This is a genomic window from Rhodoferax sp. ZS1R25, assembly GCF_056521335.1.
Map to the genome: position 1 here is coordinate 1,418,898 of NZ_JBWMAZ010000001.1, position 17,369 is coordinate 1,436,266.

15 protein-coding genes are annotated in these 17,369 nt (G+C 52.8%); all 15 read right to left on the minus strand.

Features of this window, described 5'->3' with window-relative positions; all coding sequences use genetic code 11:
* Genes AC097R_RS06840 through epsF form a run of 15 tightly spaced genes read right to left on the minus strand, consistent with a single transcriptional unit; the run spans position 1 to position 17,358 of the window.
* Positions 1–1,062 carry a glycoside hydrolase family 99-like domain-containing protein gene (locus AC097R_RS06840; protein WP_479596975.1) on the minus strand — a complete coding sequence of 354 codons (1,062 nt, stop codon included), beginning with the start codon at positions 1,060–1,062 and terminating at the stop codon, positions 1–3.
* Positions 1,059–2,180, minus strand: coding sequence for a glycosyltransferase family 4 protein (locus tag AC097R_RS06845; protein ID WP_479596977.1), 1,122 nt, complete (start codon positions 2,178–2,180; stop codon positions 1,059–1,061). Before AC097R_RS06845 ends, AC097R_RS06840 begins: the two co-directional genes overlap by 4 nt.
* Positions 2,177–3,409 carry a glycosyltransferase gene (locus tag AC097R_RS06850; RefSeq protein ID WP_479596979.1) on the minus strand — a complete coding sequence of 411 codons (1,233 nt, stop codon included), beginning with the start codon at positions 3,407–3,409 and terminating at the stop codon, positions 2,177–2,179. Before AC097R_RS06850 ends, AC097R_RS06845 begins: the two co-directional genes overlap by 4 nt.
* Positions 3,410–3,416: 7 nt before the next feature.
* Positions 3,417–4,352, minus strand: coding sequence for a glycosyltransferase family 2 protein (locus tag AC097R_RS06855; RefSeq protein WP_479596981.1), 936 nt, complete (start codon positions 4,350–4,352; stop codon positions 3,417–3,419).
* Entirely contained in the window at positions 4,342–5,367 is a 1,026-nt protein-coding gene (locus tag AC097R_RS06860) for a glycosyltransferase family 2 protein (RefSeq protein ID WP_479596983.1), read from the minus strand. The genes AC097R_RS06855 and AC097R_RS06860 overlap by 11 nt, the downstream gene beginning before the upstream one ends.
* Positions 5,367–6,422, minus strand: coding sequence for an acyltransferase family protein (locus AC097R_RS06865; RefSeq protein WP_479596985.1), 1,056 nt, complete (start codon positions 6,420–6,422; stop codon positions 5,367–5,369). The genes AC097R_RS06860 and AC097R_RS06865 overlap by 1 nt, the downstream gene beginning before the upstream one ends.
* Positions 6,423–6,458: 36 nt before the next feature.
* Positions 6,459–8,501, minus strand: coding sequence for an acyltransferase family protein (locus AC097R_RS06870; protein ID WP_479596987.1), 2,043 nt, complete (start codon positions 8,499–8,501; stop codon positions 6,459–6,461).
* Positions 8,491–9,867, minus strand: a complete 1,377-nt coding sequence (locus AC097R_RS06875) for an O-antigen ligase family protein (protein ID WP_479596989.1) — start codon at positions 9,865–9,867, stop codon at positions 8,491–8,493. Before AC097R_RS06875 ends, AC097R_RS06870 begins: the two co-directional genes overlap by 11 nt.
* Before the next feature lie 5 nt (positions 9,868–9,872).
* The gene (locus tag AC097R_RS06880; RefSeq protein ID WP_479596991.1) at positions 9,873–11,075 is read right to left on the minus strand and encodes a Coenzyme F420 hydrogenase/dehydrogenase, beta subunit C-terminal domain; all 1,203 of its coding nucleotides are present in this window, start codon (positions 11,073–11,075) and stop codon (positions 9,873–9,875) included.
* Positions 11,068–12,228, minus strand: coding sequence for a polysaccharide pyruvyl transferase family protein (locus AC097R_RS06885; protein WP_479596993.1), 1,161 nt, complete (start codon positions 12,226–12,228; stop codon positions 11,068–11,070). Before AC097R_RS06885 ends, AC097R_RS06880 begins: the two co-directional genes overlap by 8 nt.
* Positions 12,229–13,521 carry an oligosaccharide flippase family protein gene (locus AC097R_RS06890; protein ID WP_479596995.1) on the minus strand — a complete coding sequence of 431 codons (1,293 nt, stop codon included), beginning with the start codon at positions 13,519–13,521 and terminating at the stop codon, positions 12,229–12,231.
* Positions 13,522–13,559: 38 nt separating this feature from the next.
* Entirely contained in the window at positions 13,560–14,243 is a 684-nt protein-coding gene (gene epsI, locus AC097R_RS06895) for an exosortase-associated protein EpsI, B-type (RefSeq protein ID WP_479596997.1), read from the minus strand.
* A gap of 3 nt (positions 14,244–14,246) precedes the next feature.
* Positions 14,247–15,140 carry an exosortase B gene (xrtB, locus tag AC097R_RS06900; RefSeq protein WP_479596999.1) on the minus strand — a complete coding sequence of 298 codons (894 nt, stop codon included), beginning with the start codon at positions 15,138–15,140 and terminating at the stop codon, positions 14,247–14,249.
* On the minus strand, positions 15,137–15,985 hold the full coding sequence (epsG, locus tag AC097R_RS06905; RefSeq protein ID WP_479597001.1) for a chain length determinant protein tyrosine kinase EpsG: 849 nt from the start codon (positions 15,983–15,985) through the stop codon (positions 15,137–15,139). The genes xrtB and epsG overlap by 4 nt, the downstream gene beginning before the upstream one ends.
* Positions 15,982–17,358 (minus strand): chain length determinant protein EpsF, encoded by a 1,377-nt coding sequence (gene epsF / locus AC097R_RS06910; protein WP_479597003.1) that lies wholly within the window; start codon positions 17,356–17,358, stop codon positions 15,982–15,984. Before epsF ends, epsG begins: the two co-directional genes overlap by 4 nt.
* Positions 17,359–17,369 lie beyond the last annotated feature (11 nt).

A 17,369-nucleotide genomic window follows, 5' to 3' on the forward strand; every position in this document is an offset into this window, starting at 1 on the left:
TCACGGAGCTCCAAACACTTTCTTTACTTTTTCGAGGTAGCTGAAACCGTCTTTCTTGGTGGGCTCGATGTAGGAGCCTTCGCCAAATTCATTCCAGCAACAAATCACGCCCATCTTCGGGCTGCCGGGTTTGGCTGCATCCATAGCGGCTTTGGCCGCATTCAGGTGCGCTTCAAACTGACTGGCGTTGCTGATGGACTGGTCATGCAGCGCGTCCTTGCTGCCACCCCAGGGGCGTTTGTCCCATCCCGCGCTCATGGGCACGATGGTGGGTAGGTTGCCCTTGGCAACGAAACGGCCCCAGTGCTCTTGATAGGCTTTGTCCAGCTCTGGATAGCTACGAGACTGCACTGTCCAATTCAAGCCCTGATGTAGGTTGTAAGCAGATAAGGCTGAATACCCCGCTTCCTTTGCGTAGCTGTCAATCATGGGAGACCCGGCTCCAGTGCCAGCAACAAAGTAAATGCCCGGCAGCCCGTTTTGTTGGGCGATGGCCTGGGCAGAGTCCAATAGCTCTTTTGTCGTGGCGCCAAATTTGGCCGCATCGGCTTTCAAAAAATCGGCGTAAAACACAAACACCACCGGTTTGCCATTCACACGTAAAAACTCGGGCCGCTGAAAGTAGTACTTCACCCAGTAAGTCACCATGCGCTCAAAACTTTCGCGGCTGGAAGGCACTCCGTCATGGTTGGCCCACAGCAAAGAGATCTTCACCTTGTCGCGGTTGGGTGCGCGCATGTGTGCGGCAATCGCGTGTTCCAGTAGTACCTTGCTGTCCTTGCTCCAGTACCAGTCGTAGGCTACAAAGTTGATGCCGTATTCCGCCATCCAGTCAATTTGCTGGCGCATGACATCGTCAGAGCCTTCCTTGTACCACCCCAGTTTTGGCTCACGCTCGGGGTAGGGTTTGATCTTCTCCCAAGGCTGGGTAAATGCGGAGCCCTTTTGGTTGTCTGCCCAACCAGGAAAGTAGTACACCCCCACGTTGTATTTATTGGTTTGGGCTGTGGCCAGCTGGGCGCACAGGGCCAAAGCCAGTGCCAAAAGAGTACGGATCATCATGGTGTGTTGTCCTTTGCTGCAATAGCCCTGTACTGGGCTGCCACCCTGCTGGCAGCCTCGTCCCAAGAAAATAGTTGTGCCTGCTCTTGCCCCTTGTGCGCCAGTGTTGCGCGCAGGTGGGCGTTGGTTGCCAGCGCTTGCATGGCATCTCGCAAGGCCGTTGCATCGGTGGACTCCACCAATACCCCTGCGTCGCCCACCACTTCGGTTAGCGCCGTGTTGTTGGCCACAATCACCGGTACCCCACTGGCCATGGCCTCCAGCGGTGGCATGCCAAAGCCTTCTGCCAAAGACGGGTACGCAAATGCCAGGCAATGGCGGTATAGCGCGGGCAGTTCTTTATCTCCCACGTTGTCCAGAAAAACTACTTTGTCCTGCAGGCCGGTTTGCGCCAGTACGTCGAATATGGCGTCAAAGCCAAAATCCTTTTGCCCCGCCACCACCAGCGGGGGGGCATCCGGCCCCAGCGCTGCGTAGGCCTTGAACAGGGTCACGTGGTTTTTGCGCGGCTCCAGGCGTCCCACGGTTAAAAAATATCCACCAGATTGCAGTCCACGCGCTGCCACCAAGTCTGCTCCATCCACAGCGGGGTAAAATCGGCCCTTGTCTGCTGCGTTGGTGGTCACTGTCACGCGCTCTTGGGCTACACCGTAGCGCTTGCAAATTTCGCGTTTGGAGAACTCACTGACCGTGAAGATGTGCTCCGCCTGATACGCGGCCCAGCGCATCAAGATGCGGGAACGCAGACGGAACATCGGCTGGAAGTATTGCGGGTGGCTCTCGAACAGCACATCGTGGATGGTCACCACGGTTTTTGACAGCGAGGGCAGGGGAATGATGTACTGCGTATGCAACAAATCCAGGCTCAGGCGTTTTTGCATGCGGGGCAATTCCCACATCAGCCGGCGCACGGCCCCCGTGTGGGCCAGGCGTTCCAGTCGGACATTGGGCAATGCAAATGCCGGGTAGTTTTTCAAGAAGGAGTCAGTGTTCTCCAGTAGGCAAACAAACTCTATCTCCGGGCACAGCTTGGCCACGCGGGCGAACAGCTCAATCACGTGGGTGCGTGAGCCCTGAAAAAGGCCATCCACTACATGCAGGTCAAAGCCCACTCTCATACTTGGGTGCTTTCGGTTGGTGTCGCCATCTTGGTCTGGTGCCGGTCTACGGCTTGTTGCAGCAGGCTATTGAGCGACGCCCATTTGGCCGGCCAGGAGAAATGCTGCTGCGCCAGCGCTCTGGCGTTGTCGCCCAACTGCTGGCTCAACGTCGGGTTGTCCAGCAGCGTGATCACGTGCTGAGCGAAGTGGTGCGGCGCATCCGCAATTAGCATTTGCTGGCCAGAGCTGGCCCCCGTTTCTTCAGCACCAATGCTGGTGGTCACTATGGGGCAACCGCAGGCCATGGCCTCCAGCGTCTTGATCTTGATGCCCCCACCGCTGAGGAGCGGCACGACCACAACCGCCGCCGAACGCACGAAGTCGTAGGCATCGGGCACCATGCCCGCAAACTGAATGTTCTTGTTCGCCAAAGCCAGCACGGCCGGTGGCACGCCTTTGCCTGCCACTTCAAACACCGCATCCGGATGGGCCTGCAGCACGCGGGGCAGCACTTGCTGGATGAAAAAAAGCAGGGCCGCAACATTGGGGTGGTGGGTGAACGATCCAATGAACGCAATTTTTTTGGTGTGTACCGGTACCCAGGTTTGGGCTGGCAAGGCAACCGCTGCGGGGCTGGTGGCCGCGGCCAGGCCGGGGCTGAATACTTCCAGAACCAAACGGTCTTGCTCGGTAATAGCCGCTACGGTGCTGAACCTGGGGTACCAGCGCGACTCGTAGCGCAGCCACCCCAGCCAGTTCAGCATGCCCAGCAGGCGTTTGATCCAAGAGCCTGCAGCCTTGTACTGGCGATAGCCCGACACCGAGTAGGCGTCCTGCACATCCATCAGTGTGGGTACGCCGCTGCACGCAGCCACGTACTGCGCCATTTGCGGAAACTGCACCAGTACGGCGTCTGCCTGTGTCTCGGCTAGGGTTTTTTGCAGTGCTGCCGTCATTGCGGGCACATTGCATATCGATGCGCCTACGGGCGTAAGCAGTAGCTGGGCCAGCTTGGCCCGCAATATAGTGAGTTTGTCCAGCGGCTGGTGCACCGTGGTGACGGAGGCGCAAATACGCTGCAAGTGTGGCAACGCAGCCACCAACTCCGCAGAACTCGTTTGTACAAACGCCACGAAGTGAATTTCGTGCTCCGCAGCCAAACCCTCCAGCTGCCCCCAGCACAGGGCGCCGCCCCCGTGCGGCACGCCCGGGTAGTAAACAAAAGGAGACAAGACGATGAGTTTCATGGCTGTCTTATCCCTGCAGCGTTGCCAAGGCCTGCTTGGCCGCGGCGGCGTAGCCCTTGGCTTTTTCACCCGCTATCGCATTCCCCTGCAGCCTGTGCTTTAGCGCATACAGCGGCACCCTGAGCGCCAGCACTGCTGCCAGTAGCAGACCGGTGGTGCGCGCTACCAGCGCACCGTAATGTTTGCTGAGATAGAGGCGATACGAGCGCACCGTGCGTGTCAGCGCACCTTGGCCTATCCAGGCCTTGCCCGCACCTTCGTAGTGGCACACCTGCACGCCTGGGAGGTAGGCCACGGTGTAGCCGTTTAACTGCACATGTTTGCAATAGTCCACGTCTTCCACATACATGAAGTAACGCTCGTCCAGCCCACCGATGGTGTTCCACAGGCTGCGGCGCGTTAGCAAAAATGCACCGGACACCCAGGCCACATTGGCGTGGGGCCGGTCATAAAAAGTGGTGCGTGTTTCCGTGCGGCGGAACACGCTGGGTAGAGCACTGACAGACGCCAGGCCCAACCATGACAACACAATGCGCAGGGGTGTGTGCTCGTAGCCCACCGATGGTTGGTTGCGCCCATCACCGTAAAACAGGTGCACCCCCAGCGCCCCTAGCGTAGGGTCGCCAAACGCGTTCACTGCGTCGTCCAATGGGCTTAGCAATTTGGTATCGTTATTGAGCAGCAGCACCAGTTCGCCCCGCGCAGCTCGCACCCCAATATTGTTGCCACCGGTGAAGCCTGTGTTGACGGCACTCTGGATCAGATGCACATGTGGAAAGGCTGACGCGATGTACTGCGCACTGTCGTCTGCAGACGCGTTGTCCACAATGATGACTTCATGGTTGCAGTGCACATGCTGCGTAATCGACGCAATGCATTCGTCCAGAAAACGCAGGCCGTTGTAGTTCACTATCACGATGGATAGCAGTGGCTTAGCCTGCATAAGGCCCCCCCCCTGTGCGGCGCAGCGCCAGCAACCCCACCAGGGTGGACTGCAACGCTACCTTCACGGTTTTGAATTGCTTGCGCTTGAGCAACACCAGCATTTCAAAGCCCACTTGCATGAGGCAGCGCACAAAGTGCGCGCGGTTGTATCGCCAATTGAAGATCACCCGGTTGCGATAGAGGTAGCGGGTGGATGTGGCGGAGGGTTCTTTGGTACTGCTGGATCCAATGGTTCCGCCCTCTTTGTGCCACACCACGCTGGCATCTGCATAGGCCAGCTTGAACTTGCCCCGCGACCTAAAGGCCCAGTCTATTTCTTCAAAATACAGAAAATAGTCTTCACACATCAGCCCTACTGTTTGCAAAAACGGTGTGCTGACGAGCATGGACGCGCCCACTACATACGCGGTTTGAGCCTCCACTGCAGCCACATCGCAAGCGGCATCTGTGGGCGCAAACTGCCCAATGGGCGCCACCACGCCACGCCGCGCATTGAAGGCAGACCCACCATAGGCCTGTACTTGGTCCCGCTGGTGGTAGAAAACCAGTTTGGACCCACAGATGCCCACAGCCGGGTCTTGCTGCATGCGCGTTACCAGCTGCTGCAGTGCATCGGGTGCCACCACTGTGTCGTTATTGAGCACCCACACGTAGTCAAAGCCGCCATGGGCCAGGCAATAGCGCAGTCCCACGTTGTTGCCGCCAGCAAAGCCCAAATTGGCTCCGGTCTGGATTAACACCAACGGTTCGTCTTGGCCAATGGCGCCACCAGCCTCGGCTTGTGCGCGGTCATACAAGGCAAAAGGCTTGGCCGCCGCATCGGCCCATGCGGTGATTTTCTCCAGCGAATTGTCTTTTGAGCCGTTGTCGCAAACCACGACGCTGAATGCTACGCCTGTGCTTTGGGAGACGCTTTCCAGACATTCAATGGTGTCTCGCCAGCCGTTCCAGTTCAGCAATAAGACCGCGCAAGATGCGTGCCTTGAGGACAGGGCTCCCTTGTTTGTTGACATTATTTGAACGCCTCGAATTGAGCATGAGTTTTTTTGACGGCCCAGTAGTTAGCCACTCGTTTGCCTACAGCGATAGATGGAAGCTCTACAAACCGATAACCAATCCAAGCTAACAACAAAGAAATACCAAACAAAACTGGTAAAGCAAATACCCCCCAACCCCTCATAACCGGGGCCAATACAAACAGAACAAGTACATGCAATAAATAAGCGGAATAACTCACTCGCCCAATCCAGCTCAGCCATTGAGGCCAGAAAGTCGAGCCCCTATATCTCACAGCTAGTGAAAAAAAAGCCAACCCTAGCAGCCAAGCGGAAATCATTGGGGTGAACGAAAGCGTGCCGCCTGCGCTGGAGTCAGCACGCCCATAGAAGGATGTAAATGCTGTTAGGCCAGCCACAAGCACTCCCGCTGCAATTACTAGGCTTGTCTTAATTCCATCACTTGTAGTGGTTCGTGCTTCACTAAGTACCCAACCAATCAACATTAGTTGTATATGGAACAGACCATACGCAAAATACCGCCCTTGGAAAAAATACATCCAAACGGCGACGAGGGCGATAATCAAAGAATAAATTAAACTTACAAATACAGAGTAATTTAATACTCGAAATATTGCAACGACAGTCATCAAAAAGTAAAAGACGAGTTCGAATTTCAAACTCCAGAAAACACCGATAACATTCGGCACACCCAAAAAACCTTGCATCATAGAAAGATTTAGCAAAATCTCCGGCACGCTGATATTGGTTGGTAGGTGCATCAAACCAAGATAAGAGAGAAGACAGGCCAAAGAAATAGAAAGCCAATAGATCGGAAATAAACGAAAAAATCTATGCGTCCAAAATTCCTTCATTGACTTTGCTGACGAAATAGAACGTGGAATGATATAGCCACTAATTAAAAAGAAAATCGATACCCCCATTTGACCTATTTGCAGAAAATTATTATTGATTGAATCAATAACATGCATTTTTCCTTCAGTGAAGTGAGTTAGCATAACTAGCAATACCGCTATTCCTCGCATGCAGTCCAAAAATATAAATCTATTCATTTGATTTGTGATGAATTGCGTTCTATGATGGAACGCTCATTGTGCATACGTTTCTTTTTTTATTTCAAACAAATTAAAGAGAAAGTCATTTCCGTGTCCAGATAGATGATCTCCATCAAAGAATAGACTTTTCCCATTTTGCTTAGTAGAACATTCTGAATCAGGACAGAATTGTTCAAAAGGATCAAAAATGGAAACGGCCGCATGCCTGGATTTCAGTTCATTCATTGCAGATATAACAGAGCTTCGGTACTGCAATTGAAAGTCACGCTTTGAAGTAAGTAATCCTTCGCAAATTGGATTTTTGCTGTTAAACCAATCGGAACATCTAAATGCTGGGGCACCAAAGATAGGCGGCGGTGCCAGAAATATTATTTTTAATTTGCTTGAACTCACTCGATCGAGCCAAGCATTCGCCTCAATTACTGCATTCTTTCTGGCGATCACTGCTGTGTTATCAAAAGATTTTCTTACAACATCAGCTGTATTGAAGCGCGTCCATTGATCACTGAGTCGTCTCAAGCGCAGTGACGAGAGCAAAAGTTGGTCATCTGGACGTGTATTTTTTAATACAGCTGTAGTAGCGATATCAAAAAAGTCTTGACACTCGGGTTTGGTAATTTCGTAGAGGTTTAGGAATGAGCATCCAAGTTTTGTATAAATATAGACTTCTGTTTCATGCGTATTGGCGTATAGCGCTGCGAATCTGTTGAGCGCAGTTGCGTGCGAGTCACCAATTATGAAAAGTCGTGGATTCTTAGAATCTTGCGAGCAACCTGTTTGTTTGTAGGAAATAGAGAATCCACCTCCCATGGCGCTCTCCATCCGAGTCAGGTGACAACCGTTGCTTCTGGTGATTTCCAAGACATCACTTGCGTCCGATGTCCATTCCCTTGCGTTGCTGGTAACACTAAGAGAAATTTTGGATTGAGACATGAGCGCGATGCCGCTCATGCTTGCCACTATTGCGCAGCAAAAAATCAAAGTACCGACTAAACGCGAAGAAGTTAAAGCTATTAGCGTTGCATTGTTTCTAGTCGTGGACTCAACATACCTGAAAGAAAATTCTGCTAGCAATAGAGTTGTGAAGAGAGCCAAGGCTTGTGTTGGAAGACTATCAATTCCACAAGTCCATCTAAATAGAACAAAAACTGGCCAATGCCACAAATATAGCGAATAAGAACGCCTTCCAATTGCTGGACCTAGCCATTTGCTCAATACCTGCGATGCTCGATTTTTGAGCGCAAACGGTCCGGTAACAGCCTCAATCAAAAGCACAGTTCCTACGGTTGAGGCAATAGCCCAAGGATATGGGAAATGATCTTTGTTCGCTAATGAAAATGAAATAAAGATTAAAAGAAAACCCAACGCCGTAGTTGTCTTAGGTCGATCACCCAAAAAAGGAAGGCGCTCCCCGCGACTATGTAAGGAGAATAGAGTGACTCCTAAACCCAACTCCCAGAATCTACTGAAAATTGAGTAATAGGCCTTTGAGGAATCCGAGGCGGATATGCTTGCAGAGTAAATGAATGATGCGATGATTGCTGCAGGCAATACATATGTCACTATTGAACTCAGTCGCAATGCGCGACGTTTGTTTAATGTGAGGTAGTAAATAAGCGGAAGAAGCAAATAAAATTGTTCTTCAACGCCTAAGGACCATGTGTGTGTCGCTGGGTTGAAATCAGTACGTGGGGAGAAATAACTATCTCCGGCATTCATTAGAGTGAAATTGCTCAGCCCTACGAACGCCAAAATTATTGTATAAGTCGTGGATCCGCCCAACCAAGACTTAGGGATAAATAAGGTAGTTGCTAAGGCAACAGTGACTAGGCAAACCAAAAGTGCAGGAAGTATTCGGAGTAATCTTTTGGCATAAAAAGTTGCAATGAATTTTTCAAAAGATAAATTCTCTATACTGCTTAAGGAGGCGGATACTACATATCCTGAAATAACAAAAAATACATCAACACCACTGAAACCGCCGGGAAGTAATTTTGAATTCAGATGATATGCGATAACGCTAATTACGGCCAATGCACGCAATGAATCAATTTGCGGAACGTATTTATGTTGCATCTTGCAAGTTCAATGCATGATTGTTTGTGTTTTTAGGCGCAGTGCTTGTTACCTTGCTCGATTGTTCCAGCAACGCGATATTGCAAGCAAACAGTAAAAAAATAAACCAAATTTGCTGTGGAAGTGAATGGACGGCCATTTGCACCATATAGGACATAAGAATTAGTGCAAAAGCAATATTTATTCTGGATGAGGCATGCTTCGTACTAAGACTGCTTCGAAATAACTTGAAACTGGGGACTAATAGCAAAAGTAAAAATATTATTAAACAAATAACACCCGTTTCAAGTCCTATTAAAATGTAATAGTTGTCTAGTGTGCGCAATCCAGCTCTGCCAACCAACGAGAAAATAGAAAGTGCCTCACCGAGGCCATGACCATATATGGGAGATTCGAAAATCTTTGGCCCACCACCAATTAGCATATCTATACGCGCATTGGTACTGGATAGAGTCTCTTGAGTCTTCCCTAGTGCCGTTCCTTTATAGGCATATAGAACGACAAGTGCGCCTACTATTGGAATGGGAATTTGAGATATTACAAGATACTGTAATACTCTATTCTTGGATGTTTTGGTCCAAGCATATATTTCCCAGAATATGAATAGTGTAATAACTACTAAACCCAGACCAAGTGCGGCTCTCGATCCACTGGCGTAAATTGAGGCAATGGCCAAAAGGCCAGCAATTGCGTAAAAGACCTGATGCAGAAATTTAGTTCTCTGGCGGAAAAGTGTCCAAATTATTGGCAGTAAAAATATAAAAAACTGCCCAAGCATGATTGGGTGTTCGAATGTGCCTTGTGCACGGTACGCATCATCTCGGGTTTTATCCAAAAACACGCCCATTAGGTAGTCACTATTGACTGGTACCAAACCCATGAAGAGATTTTTCTGTTTGTAGTAGTCCACCAAAGCAACGAGGCTGGCAAAGAAGCCAGAAATCACAAGTGTCACCCATATTTTGTTGACACTCTTCTCGTCTTTAATAGCTAACAGCGCATAGAAGAATATGGGAAATGTGACTAAAAATTCGTTCCGAAAGAACGCATAAAGTTGAAAAACGGTGCTGGGCGATGCCAAAGCACTCAATATTCGCATGCTGTAATACGTTATCAGCATAAGCACGAGAACCCAGTGCTTTTCCAAACGTTGTTTCATTACCTTCACCGGTACTGAATTGGTGAAGAAAATACCAATAAAACCAAAAAATAGAGCGACGCGTAGAAGTCGATCTGGTGCCAAATTGGGTATGCCACCAAACTTTAATTCGGCGTAATTGGGCCACAGTGGCAATATGAATATCAAAGCTAAGAACAAATAGAAGTACTTAGTTTCTTTCGCTGAGGTGGCTTGTTGTGCGCGCATGGCATTTAGGCAATCAGGCGACGTAGAGTGCCTCTGAAGCTGCTGATGTTTTCGCGCAGGCTAAGCTGGGTTGCCAGGCGAAAGAGAGGGAAGTGGGCATAACGCGGGGCAGGGCGGCGCGTAAACCACAGCGCGGCGATGCGCGATAGCACCAGCCGCTTGCGGTTCAACTGGTAAGGCTGCATCTTGGCAATTTCTTCCACGGCCAATGGCTCGGTGGCAATGGCGTTGGCTGCTTTGGCGCTTTGCACCAAGGCTTCCCCTCTGGCGGTGCGAGACAGCACGAGACTGCGGCCTTCGCGTTCGGCAAAGTCCGGGTAGCCATCTTTGCCGTACCAAGCGTCTGCGCCAACTACGTCGGCAAATTCACCTGTGCCGTCTGGGCAAATCTTGCAGCGGAACTGCAGGTGGCGATTGAGCACGGTACCCCACGATGTGGAGTAGTCGGTCTCAAAGCGCTGGTCGCTGTGGGTAATGGCGGTTGTTTTGCCAGGCCAGCCGTCACCACGGTACGCAAATGACTTGACCTGCTCTGGTGCAACGCCAAATTTGTCCAATATGGCCACGGTGCCCTTGCGGCTGGGAATGCCTGCACACATGAACGAGAGCATGTATGGCACTTTGGCGCTGATGTCGGGGTTCAGTTTTTCGTAGCGGCGCAGAGCTGCCACGTCACAAGGTTTGCCGACAAAGGCAAAGCGCCCGGGTAGCGCCAGCAGTTCGGCCAACTTGGCCAGGGGGGCGGACGGTGCGTAGCGTGAGCCGGCGCCCGCGAGCACGTCTTCGCGCGTGCGGCTGATGGAGACTTCGTTGCCCAAGGGGTCATCAGTAGCGGCTTTGACGTGGGCCACAAAGTCGACCTCTTTGCTTGCCAGCAAGTGAATAAGCAGGCCGGACAGCACGCCGCCCGACGAGCCTTCATGGCGGGTGGTGGCGTCGGCGGCATGGCCGGTGCGCACTTCTACCAATGGGCCCCAATGCGGGTGGTAATTGGCCTGTTTGGCTTCGTGCTGAATCAGAACGCCGGGGCAGGTGTCAAACAGCTTGGTGTTTTCTGCTGCTGTAAGCGGCGTGCGAGCCACAGGGCGCAGGTACCCGTCTGCATGCAATCCGATCTTCACCTTGCCAGGAAACATGGAACCGCACAGGCCGCAACCCGTGCACAGCCCGCTGGCAGTGATCCATCCAATGCTTTTGGTTTCAGCCATTGAGGTCTTTCAGCACGCCGGCCAAGTAGTCTTCGTATTTGGCCAGTTTGTTTTTTGCAACCAGGTTGCCGGCATCTACTTCAGCTTTGAGTGCGTGGCGGTTGTCAAACGATGTTTGCACTTTGGTGAGAGCTTGGTCCAAGCTGTCTTTTTTGCAATCACCAAAATGGCGATAGTTCAGCGATTCAAACAGACCATTGAATTTGCGGCTATAGGCCAGTGGTACTACAGGTACGCCGCTGGAGAACGCGCCGATGCAGGCGTGCATGCGTGCACCCACAAAAAAGTCCAGGCCCGATATATAAGATTTGGCCTCACTGGGGGAGGTGAAGCGCTTGGCCACGTGCACAGTGGGGTAGCGCTTTTGCAGCTCCAAAGAGATTTGGTAGTCGTCTTCCACGGGCATGGACTCCGGCACTACGTGAGAAACCAGATGCACTTCGCAGTCTGCTTTGGCAGTGAACCAATCCAGCATGGCGTGGGTGAGGGCTGCGTAGTCCAGGCTAAGGCCAAACTGGTTGTTGCGGGTGTAGCCGCCGTGGTACAGCAGGCCAGAGACATTGATGCCGACGCGAGTCTTTCCATCTACTGCGGGAGTTTGCTTCTCAAAGGGCAGGGCGAAGGCGACGTCAATCACTTCATCCGCATTTTTGATGCCATTGGTTTGCAGATATTCCATGGACAAGTGGTCACGCGCAAACACACGCTTGCTGCGGCGCATGATGAATTTGGCGCCTGCACGGGTAGCTGCGCCATTGAACGGTCCAATGGTTTGCGGGCTCAGAATCAGCGGAATGCCGGATAACCATGTTGCGTATTTGGTACCCACCAAGATGAAATACCGCTCCAGCCCGTAGATGTCGGTGAAGCTGTCACCCTCGCCAATGTCGAGCACCAAATCGCATTTGCGTATCTGCTTGAAATAGGGAGACTTCCAGGGGGCGATGAAGTTACGCTCAAGCCCGAGGATGCTGACTACGCCGGGTGTGGTGCCATAGCTTTCTACGCCGATGGTGCCAAAGACTTTGAATTGCACTTGCTTGCCAACGCGGACAGCGGCTTTTTCAATGATGGCGATCTGGGAAAGCGTGAGCGCACCAACTCCTAAGTTGCTGGAGCTGAGGGAGTGCCAAAGTAGGCCGATGGTTAACATTTATATTCCAGATATCAAGAAAACTGTGATGCCAAGCACAGCTGCAAAGGCTGCGCCGTTGAGCTTGTTGATGCCTAGTGGAAAGCCCCGGCTGGCCAGGTTTAGTGCGTAAACCACATAGAGGCATGCGATGGCGATGATGGATGCATAGAGCATGCCCGGTAGCTCATAGCGCGGTAGCAAAAAGTAAGCAGAAGTGAACAGCGCAATGAGCGCTGCAGAAATCGCGGCGACCCGTGTGGACTGAAGCCCTACGGCGCTAAGCGTTACGCCGTGGCTCGCGGCGATGTAGCGAAAAAGCAGCAATACACCAAACCAGGGCAGTAGTTTGCTGAGTTCCTGGAACTTGTTGCCGTAGAGCGTGTGCGTAATGAGATTGGCACCAAAACCAAATATCAGCAGCGATGCCGTGCCGAGCAGAAGCATCTGAATGAAGAGGCGGTTGGCAAGGTGTTTGAGTGCTGGCGCATCGTTGATCTTGCTTGCCATGGGGGGTAAGTAGACGTTGCTCAATACCTGTGCGAATGTATTGGCACCTTGCATGAGCCTCAGGCCAGCCTGGTATATGCCCACTGCAGCTGGCCCCAGAAAGTGATGGACGATGAGGGTGTCTGCCTGCGATTGAAAATTGGTAAAACCAGCTTCTGCTGCAAACGGTAACCCGGCACGTAGGTTGTGTAGGCCTTCGCGCAGGCGGTAGCTACGAATGAGCTCGGCCACAGGTGCAATACGTCTGTAAGTGCGGAGCGTCAACACGAGGAAAAGGATGCGTGAAGCCAGGAAACCCAAGGCAACGGCCGTGACGCCGTAGTCCAGCGCAAGAAGCGCAAGCACTGCGCCAAAGTGTACAAAGTTGACCCAAGCGGCAATGACCGTTTCTTCCTGGTACTGGCCTAGGCCCCGAAAAACACAGGTGTACGTTTCGGCAAAAGAGCTTGCGATGCAAGTGGCCAATAAGATCCAGAACACTCCAATGGGTTGCGATGCGCCCCAAGGAGTGATTGATGCGATCGCAAAAACAAGTACTACGCCAGCAGATAGGAGCAGCTTGGCGGCGAGCACACCCGACATGATGTGCCGAGTCCTGTTTTTGTCACACCCTATGTCGCGCATGAGCTGTTGCCCAAAGCCATAGTCGATGATGAGCGCGACCAGTGAAGTCACCGTGAACAAGTACATGAAAGAGCCAAAGCGCTCTGGGCCCCACATGCGGGCCATGACGATAAAGATCACAACACCGGTGAGCAACCGCAGTGCTGTGGATAGCGCCATGAAAATGGTGTGTCGTAGCACAGGATGCCTCTCCGTTGGGTAGTTCTAGCCAGCAAGGGCTAGGACTTTGCATCGCCAAGCAGATACGACTTTGTATCGGCGGGGACAGAGTTCAAGAGGTCGTCAATGAATTGCTTCTGGGTGGCGTAGGCCTTGTCGGTTTCTGCCGAGATGCTGGATACGCGGAACAGAATGCCGTCTGCAACTACTCCACCCAACCCATAGCCAAGGCGGGCGAAACCCTGCTCAAGGTTGCCGCGCACAACTTTCTCGCCAATGCGAACCCAATAGGTGATGGGTTCGTTGCGCTGGCCCAGCTTGGCGACCACATGCATTGCGGGAACCTCCCCTGCGCTGGTGGGGATGTTGGTTTTCTCGGTGCCTAAAATTTGAAAACCCTGCGCTGAGTAGCAGACCTCGGGACGGTGGATTTGCAGGTCGCGAGACTGGTTGGCGCCATAGGCTAGCGACAGCATGATAGTAGCGCCACTGGTATTCACATAGACCCGGGACAGGGTCTCGGAGTAGATCTCATCCAAGATGGCGGTTTGCTGCGGATTGACAATTTGCCTGCCAGACTGAGGTAGTTCTTTCCAGTCGCCAAATGCGGTGGGTATGAGGTCCGCAAGTGTGACCTTCGTCCGCTGGTCCGACATAAGTGTGTGCGGCGTAAGGGCCCATGCTGCCACTGCGGCACCGAGCATGCAGAGTGCCAAAACCCAGGATTTTGATTGGTTCAACATGGGTTACCTCAGGCTCAGTGACGCTGTTTTGCGTGCTTTGATAGTTTCGAGAGCTTGCAGCGCGTTGTCGAACCCGATGATCAGCAATAGTGCAGTTAAAAACAAAACCATGCCTGCAAAGCCATGCAAAAAGCCCTGGCCCGCAGCATCACCAAAGTGGTAAGTAATGAGGCTCAGCGCCATCACGCGAATGACGTTGGCGGTGAAAGAGATGGGTACGATCAGTGCGGCCAAACCCACGTTTCTAAACAAAGAGTCGCGCCGAACGATGTTGAGGTACAGCAGCCCCAGAGCCTCTAACGTGAGCAGTGTGTGCAGGCCGGCACAAGCATCGGCCACCAACAGCATGTACTGGCCAATTTGCAAAATGACGCCGTTTCGGCCAATCGGATAGCCTGCCCAAAAGAGCACATGCTCTGCCACGTATGACACGGCCATTTTCATGGGCATGGTGACCACATCCACGATCACACCCGGTAGCGGCACCATGAAGAACATGAAGAACAAGGCAAACCACTGGGCCTTTAGTGCTTTGGGGCCTAGGGTGAGGAGTGCAATGCCCACCAACAGCCAGATGACGGAGCCAACCTCCAGTAGCAAGATGTCTTGCGAGCGGCCCAGCGCATAGAGGAATAAGCCCAAGACAAAGAAGGGCCAGCCCCAGGCGGAGGGGCCGTTGCCTTGGTTGGCCGCAAGCATGTTGGACCAATTGCGATAGATGAGCCAGCAGGAGATGCCCAGCACGATGGGGCCGTGCATCTGCTCGTCCTTTGCCCAGATACCAGTGAATAGGTTGTAAAGGCTGGGCAGGTACAACGCGGCAAGCCCGAGTATTACGGGCAACCAGGTCAGCAGCTGCACCTGGATGGTGGTTCTTCCTCGGTCCACGGAGTTCATGCGTCGTTCAGTACCGAGCCCACCAAAGCGACCCCGCTGTCTTGCAGGCGGCGTGACAGTTGGGTGGCCTGCGGCAGCAGGCTTGCGTTTTTGCGAGCCACGAGCAGCGCAGCACCTGCGCGTGCAGCAGCAATTTCTGCATCGGCATATTCGGTACCAGCGGGCGTGTCAATGATGATCACGTCAAACTGCAGACTGGCAATGCGGAGCAGATCACCAAATGCGGGGCGCCCCAGCAGCTCTTGGGGATTGGGCGGTATGGCACCAGCTGGCAGCACAGCCAAACCAGGCAAACCGGGAATAAGTTGCGCGACTTCCAGGCCTGCGCGGTTTGCCAAAATTCCGGACAGGCCGGCGCTCTTGCCCAGCTTGAACAATGCGTGCTGTGCACGATCAGGCTTGGCGCGCATGTCTGCATCTATGAGCAGCGTGCGTTCACCTTGCTGGGCAAACACGACGGCTAAGTTAGCTGCGATGAAGCTTCGCCCTTCGCCGCCGCCCGGGCTCACGATGGCCAGTACTTTGTGAGCAGGATCGGTGTTGAACCAGCGCAGCATGAGTTGGCTTCGCACGGCACGCAAGTTTTCACCTACGCGGCTGAATGGTTTGTAGGCTGCGACCAGCTCGTGGCTGACACTGTCGTCCTGGTCGTTTAGATATGAGTAGTCAAACTGCTTGCTGAGGGCGAAGTCGATGTCGTCTTTGGTCAGTACTTTCAATGCCAATGCTGCATCACCAAACTGCACCTGGTCTTTATGTTGGCGTTCCACAATGCGCACCGCATCGTCGTGGCTCAGGCGGCCAGTGGCCACCAAAATGTCGCCTATGGTTCTTACTTGGTTCATGCGCGTACTCCAATGGCCGTGCGTTTAAACATGCCCGATGCCGAGCTGATGCCGCCCAGTACAGGCAATTCCAGCGCTTCGACCAGGTCTTCTGTCGAGCGCACGCGGCGGTTCATCAGCTCCAGAACCAATGCCAACCCAACGCCCAGCAACCCCCCGAGGAATATGGAGACAAGGGTGTTGAGAAAAATCTTGGGTTTGGACGGGTCGGGTGGCGCAATGGCAGGGTTCAGCACTGCGATGTTGGTTTGGTTGGTCTGGCTTTCAATATTGGTTTGCGACGCGCGCTGACTCACAATTTCAAATGCACGCTGAGCGGATTCAATATCGCGGCGCAGGACATTCAGTTCGTCACGTTGTTTATTGAGTACCAATACACGTGCTTTTTGATTTGCAAGCGCACCCTGCAACTGAGTTTCGCGCTGTTTACCGACTTGGTAGGCGGTTTCGATCGAGGTTGTGATCTTGCGTGTTTCTGCATCCAGTTGCGCTTTCAAGGTCGCAAGCTCGGATTCGGCGCGCTGAATTTGAGGATGGTTGGCACCGAGGTTCCCTTTGCTTTCCGCCAATTTGGCCTCGGCGCGGGCGATGTCTGCTTTAAGGCCATTGATGAGAGGGCTTTGCATGACTTCTGCCACGGTATCGGCCTTGCCACTCTGGCGCTTGCTCTGGCTGTCAGTGGTCTGGCCTTGCACGCCTGTCAGTTGGCTGCTGGTCTCGTTGAGTTTTGCAGTCTCAAAGTCCATGCGTTCGTCGGTGGAGGTGATGCCGTTTTTCTGCTGATAGTCGGACAAAGCTTGTTGGGCTTTTTCCAGTTTGTCGCGGGCCGATTTGGTTTGTTCATCAAAAAATGTGGCGAACTGACGGGCTGGCGCAACGCGTAAATCGAGATTTACATCCATATACGCTTGGGCAAAGGCGTTGGCTACAATCGCAGAAAATTCGGGGTCTGCACCGGTGTAGTTGATGCTGATGACGTTGCTTTCTCGAGAGGGTTTGACGTCAAGATTTTTTTGCAGCAGGTTGGCAAGCCAGTCACGCAGTTGGCCTTTTCCCAGGGTTGCTTCTTGCCACTGTGCTTGAATAGCCGGGCTTTTCTCCATGCCCAACCCTTTCACCACAGCTTGTGCAACGCGATCGCTGTTGATAATGTCCACTTGGGTGGCCATGTAGCCAGGAGCCATCATCCCCTGCAGCATGAGCCCGCTAACCGGATCAGGCGATTTCACGTCTACAACGACTGCGGCACTGGCCGTGTATTGTTTGGGCAGCAATAGACTGATACCTACGGTGGTGAAAACGGTGACCGCGAAGGCCAGCAACGCCATGCGATAGCGGGCCCGCAAAATAAGTAGAAATTGTTGGAGTGTCATGGTGTGGTGCC

Excerpts from the sequence above, each read along its gene's own strand:
- AC097R_RS06840 (WP_479596975.1), bottom strand. The coding sequence starts at position 1,062 with ATGATGATCCGTACTCTTTTGGCACTGGCTTTGGCCCTGTGCGCCCAG.
- AC097R_RS06845 (WP_479596977.1), bottom strand. The coding sequence starts at position 2,180 with ATGAGAGTGGGCTTTGACCTGCATGTAGTGGATGGCCTTTTTCAGGGC.
- AC097R_RS06850 (WP_479596979.1), bottom strand. The coding sequence starts at position 3,409 with ATGAAACTCATCGTCTTGTCTCCTTTTGTTTACTACCCGGGCGTGCCG.
- AC097R_RS06855 (WP_479596981.1), bottom strand. The coding sequence starts at position 4,352 with ATGCAGGCTAAGCCACTGCTATCCATCGTGATAGTGAACTACAACGGC.
- AC097R_RS06860 (WP_479596983.1), bottom strand. The coding sequence starts at position 5,367 with ATGTCAACAAACAAGGGAGCCCTGTCCTCAAGGCACGCATCTTGCGCG.
- AC097R_RS06865 (WP_479596985.1), bottom strand. The coding sequence starts at position 6,422 with ATGAATAGATTTATATTTTTGGACTGCATGCGAGGAATAGCGGTATTG.
- AC097R_RS06870 (WP_479596987.1), bottom strand. The coding sequence starts at position 8,501 with ATGCAACATAAATACGTTCCGCAAATTGATTCATTGCGTGCATTGGCC.
- AC097R_RS06875 (WP_479596989.1), bottom strand. The coding sequence starts at position 9,867 with ATGCGCGCACAACAAGCCACCTCAGCGAAAGAAACTAAGTACTTCTAT.
- AC097R_RS06880 (WP_479596991.1), bottom strand. The coding sequence starts at position 11,075 with ATGGCTGAAACCAAAAGCATTGGATGGATCACTGCCAGCGGGCTGTGC.
- AC097R_RS06885 (WP_479596993.1), bottom strand. The coding sequence starts at position 12,228 with ATGTTAACCATCGGCCTACTTTGGCACTCCCTCAGCTCCAGCAACTTA.
- epsI (WP_479596997.1), bottom strand. The coding sequence starts at position 14,243 with ATGTTGAACCAATCAAAATCCTGGGTTTTGGCACTCTGCATGCTCGGT.
- xrtB (WP_479596999.1), bottom strand. The coding sequence starts at position 15,140 with ATGAACTCCGTGGACCGAGGAAGAACCACCATCCAGGTGCAGCTGCTG.
- epsG (WP_479597001.1), bottom strand. The coding sequence starts at position 15,985 with ATGAACCAAGTAAGAACCATAGGCGACATTTTGGTGGCCACTGGCCGC.
- epsF (WP_479597003.1), bottom strand. The coding sequence starts at position 17,358 with ATGACACTCCAACAATTTCTACTTATTTTGCGGGCCCGCTATCGCATG.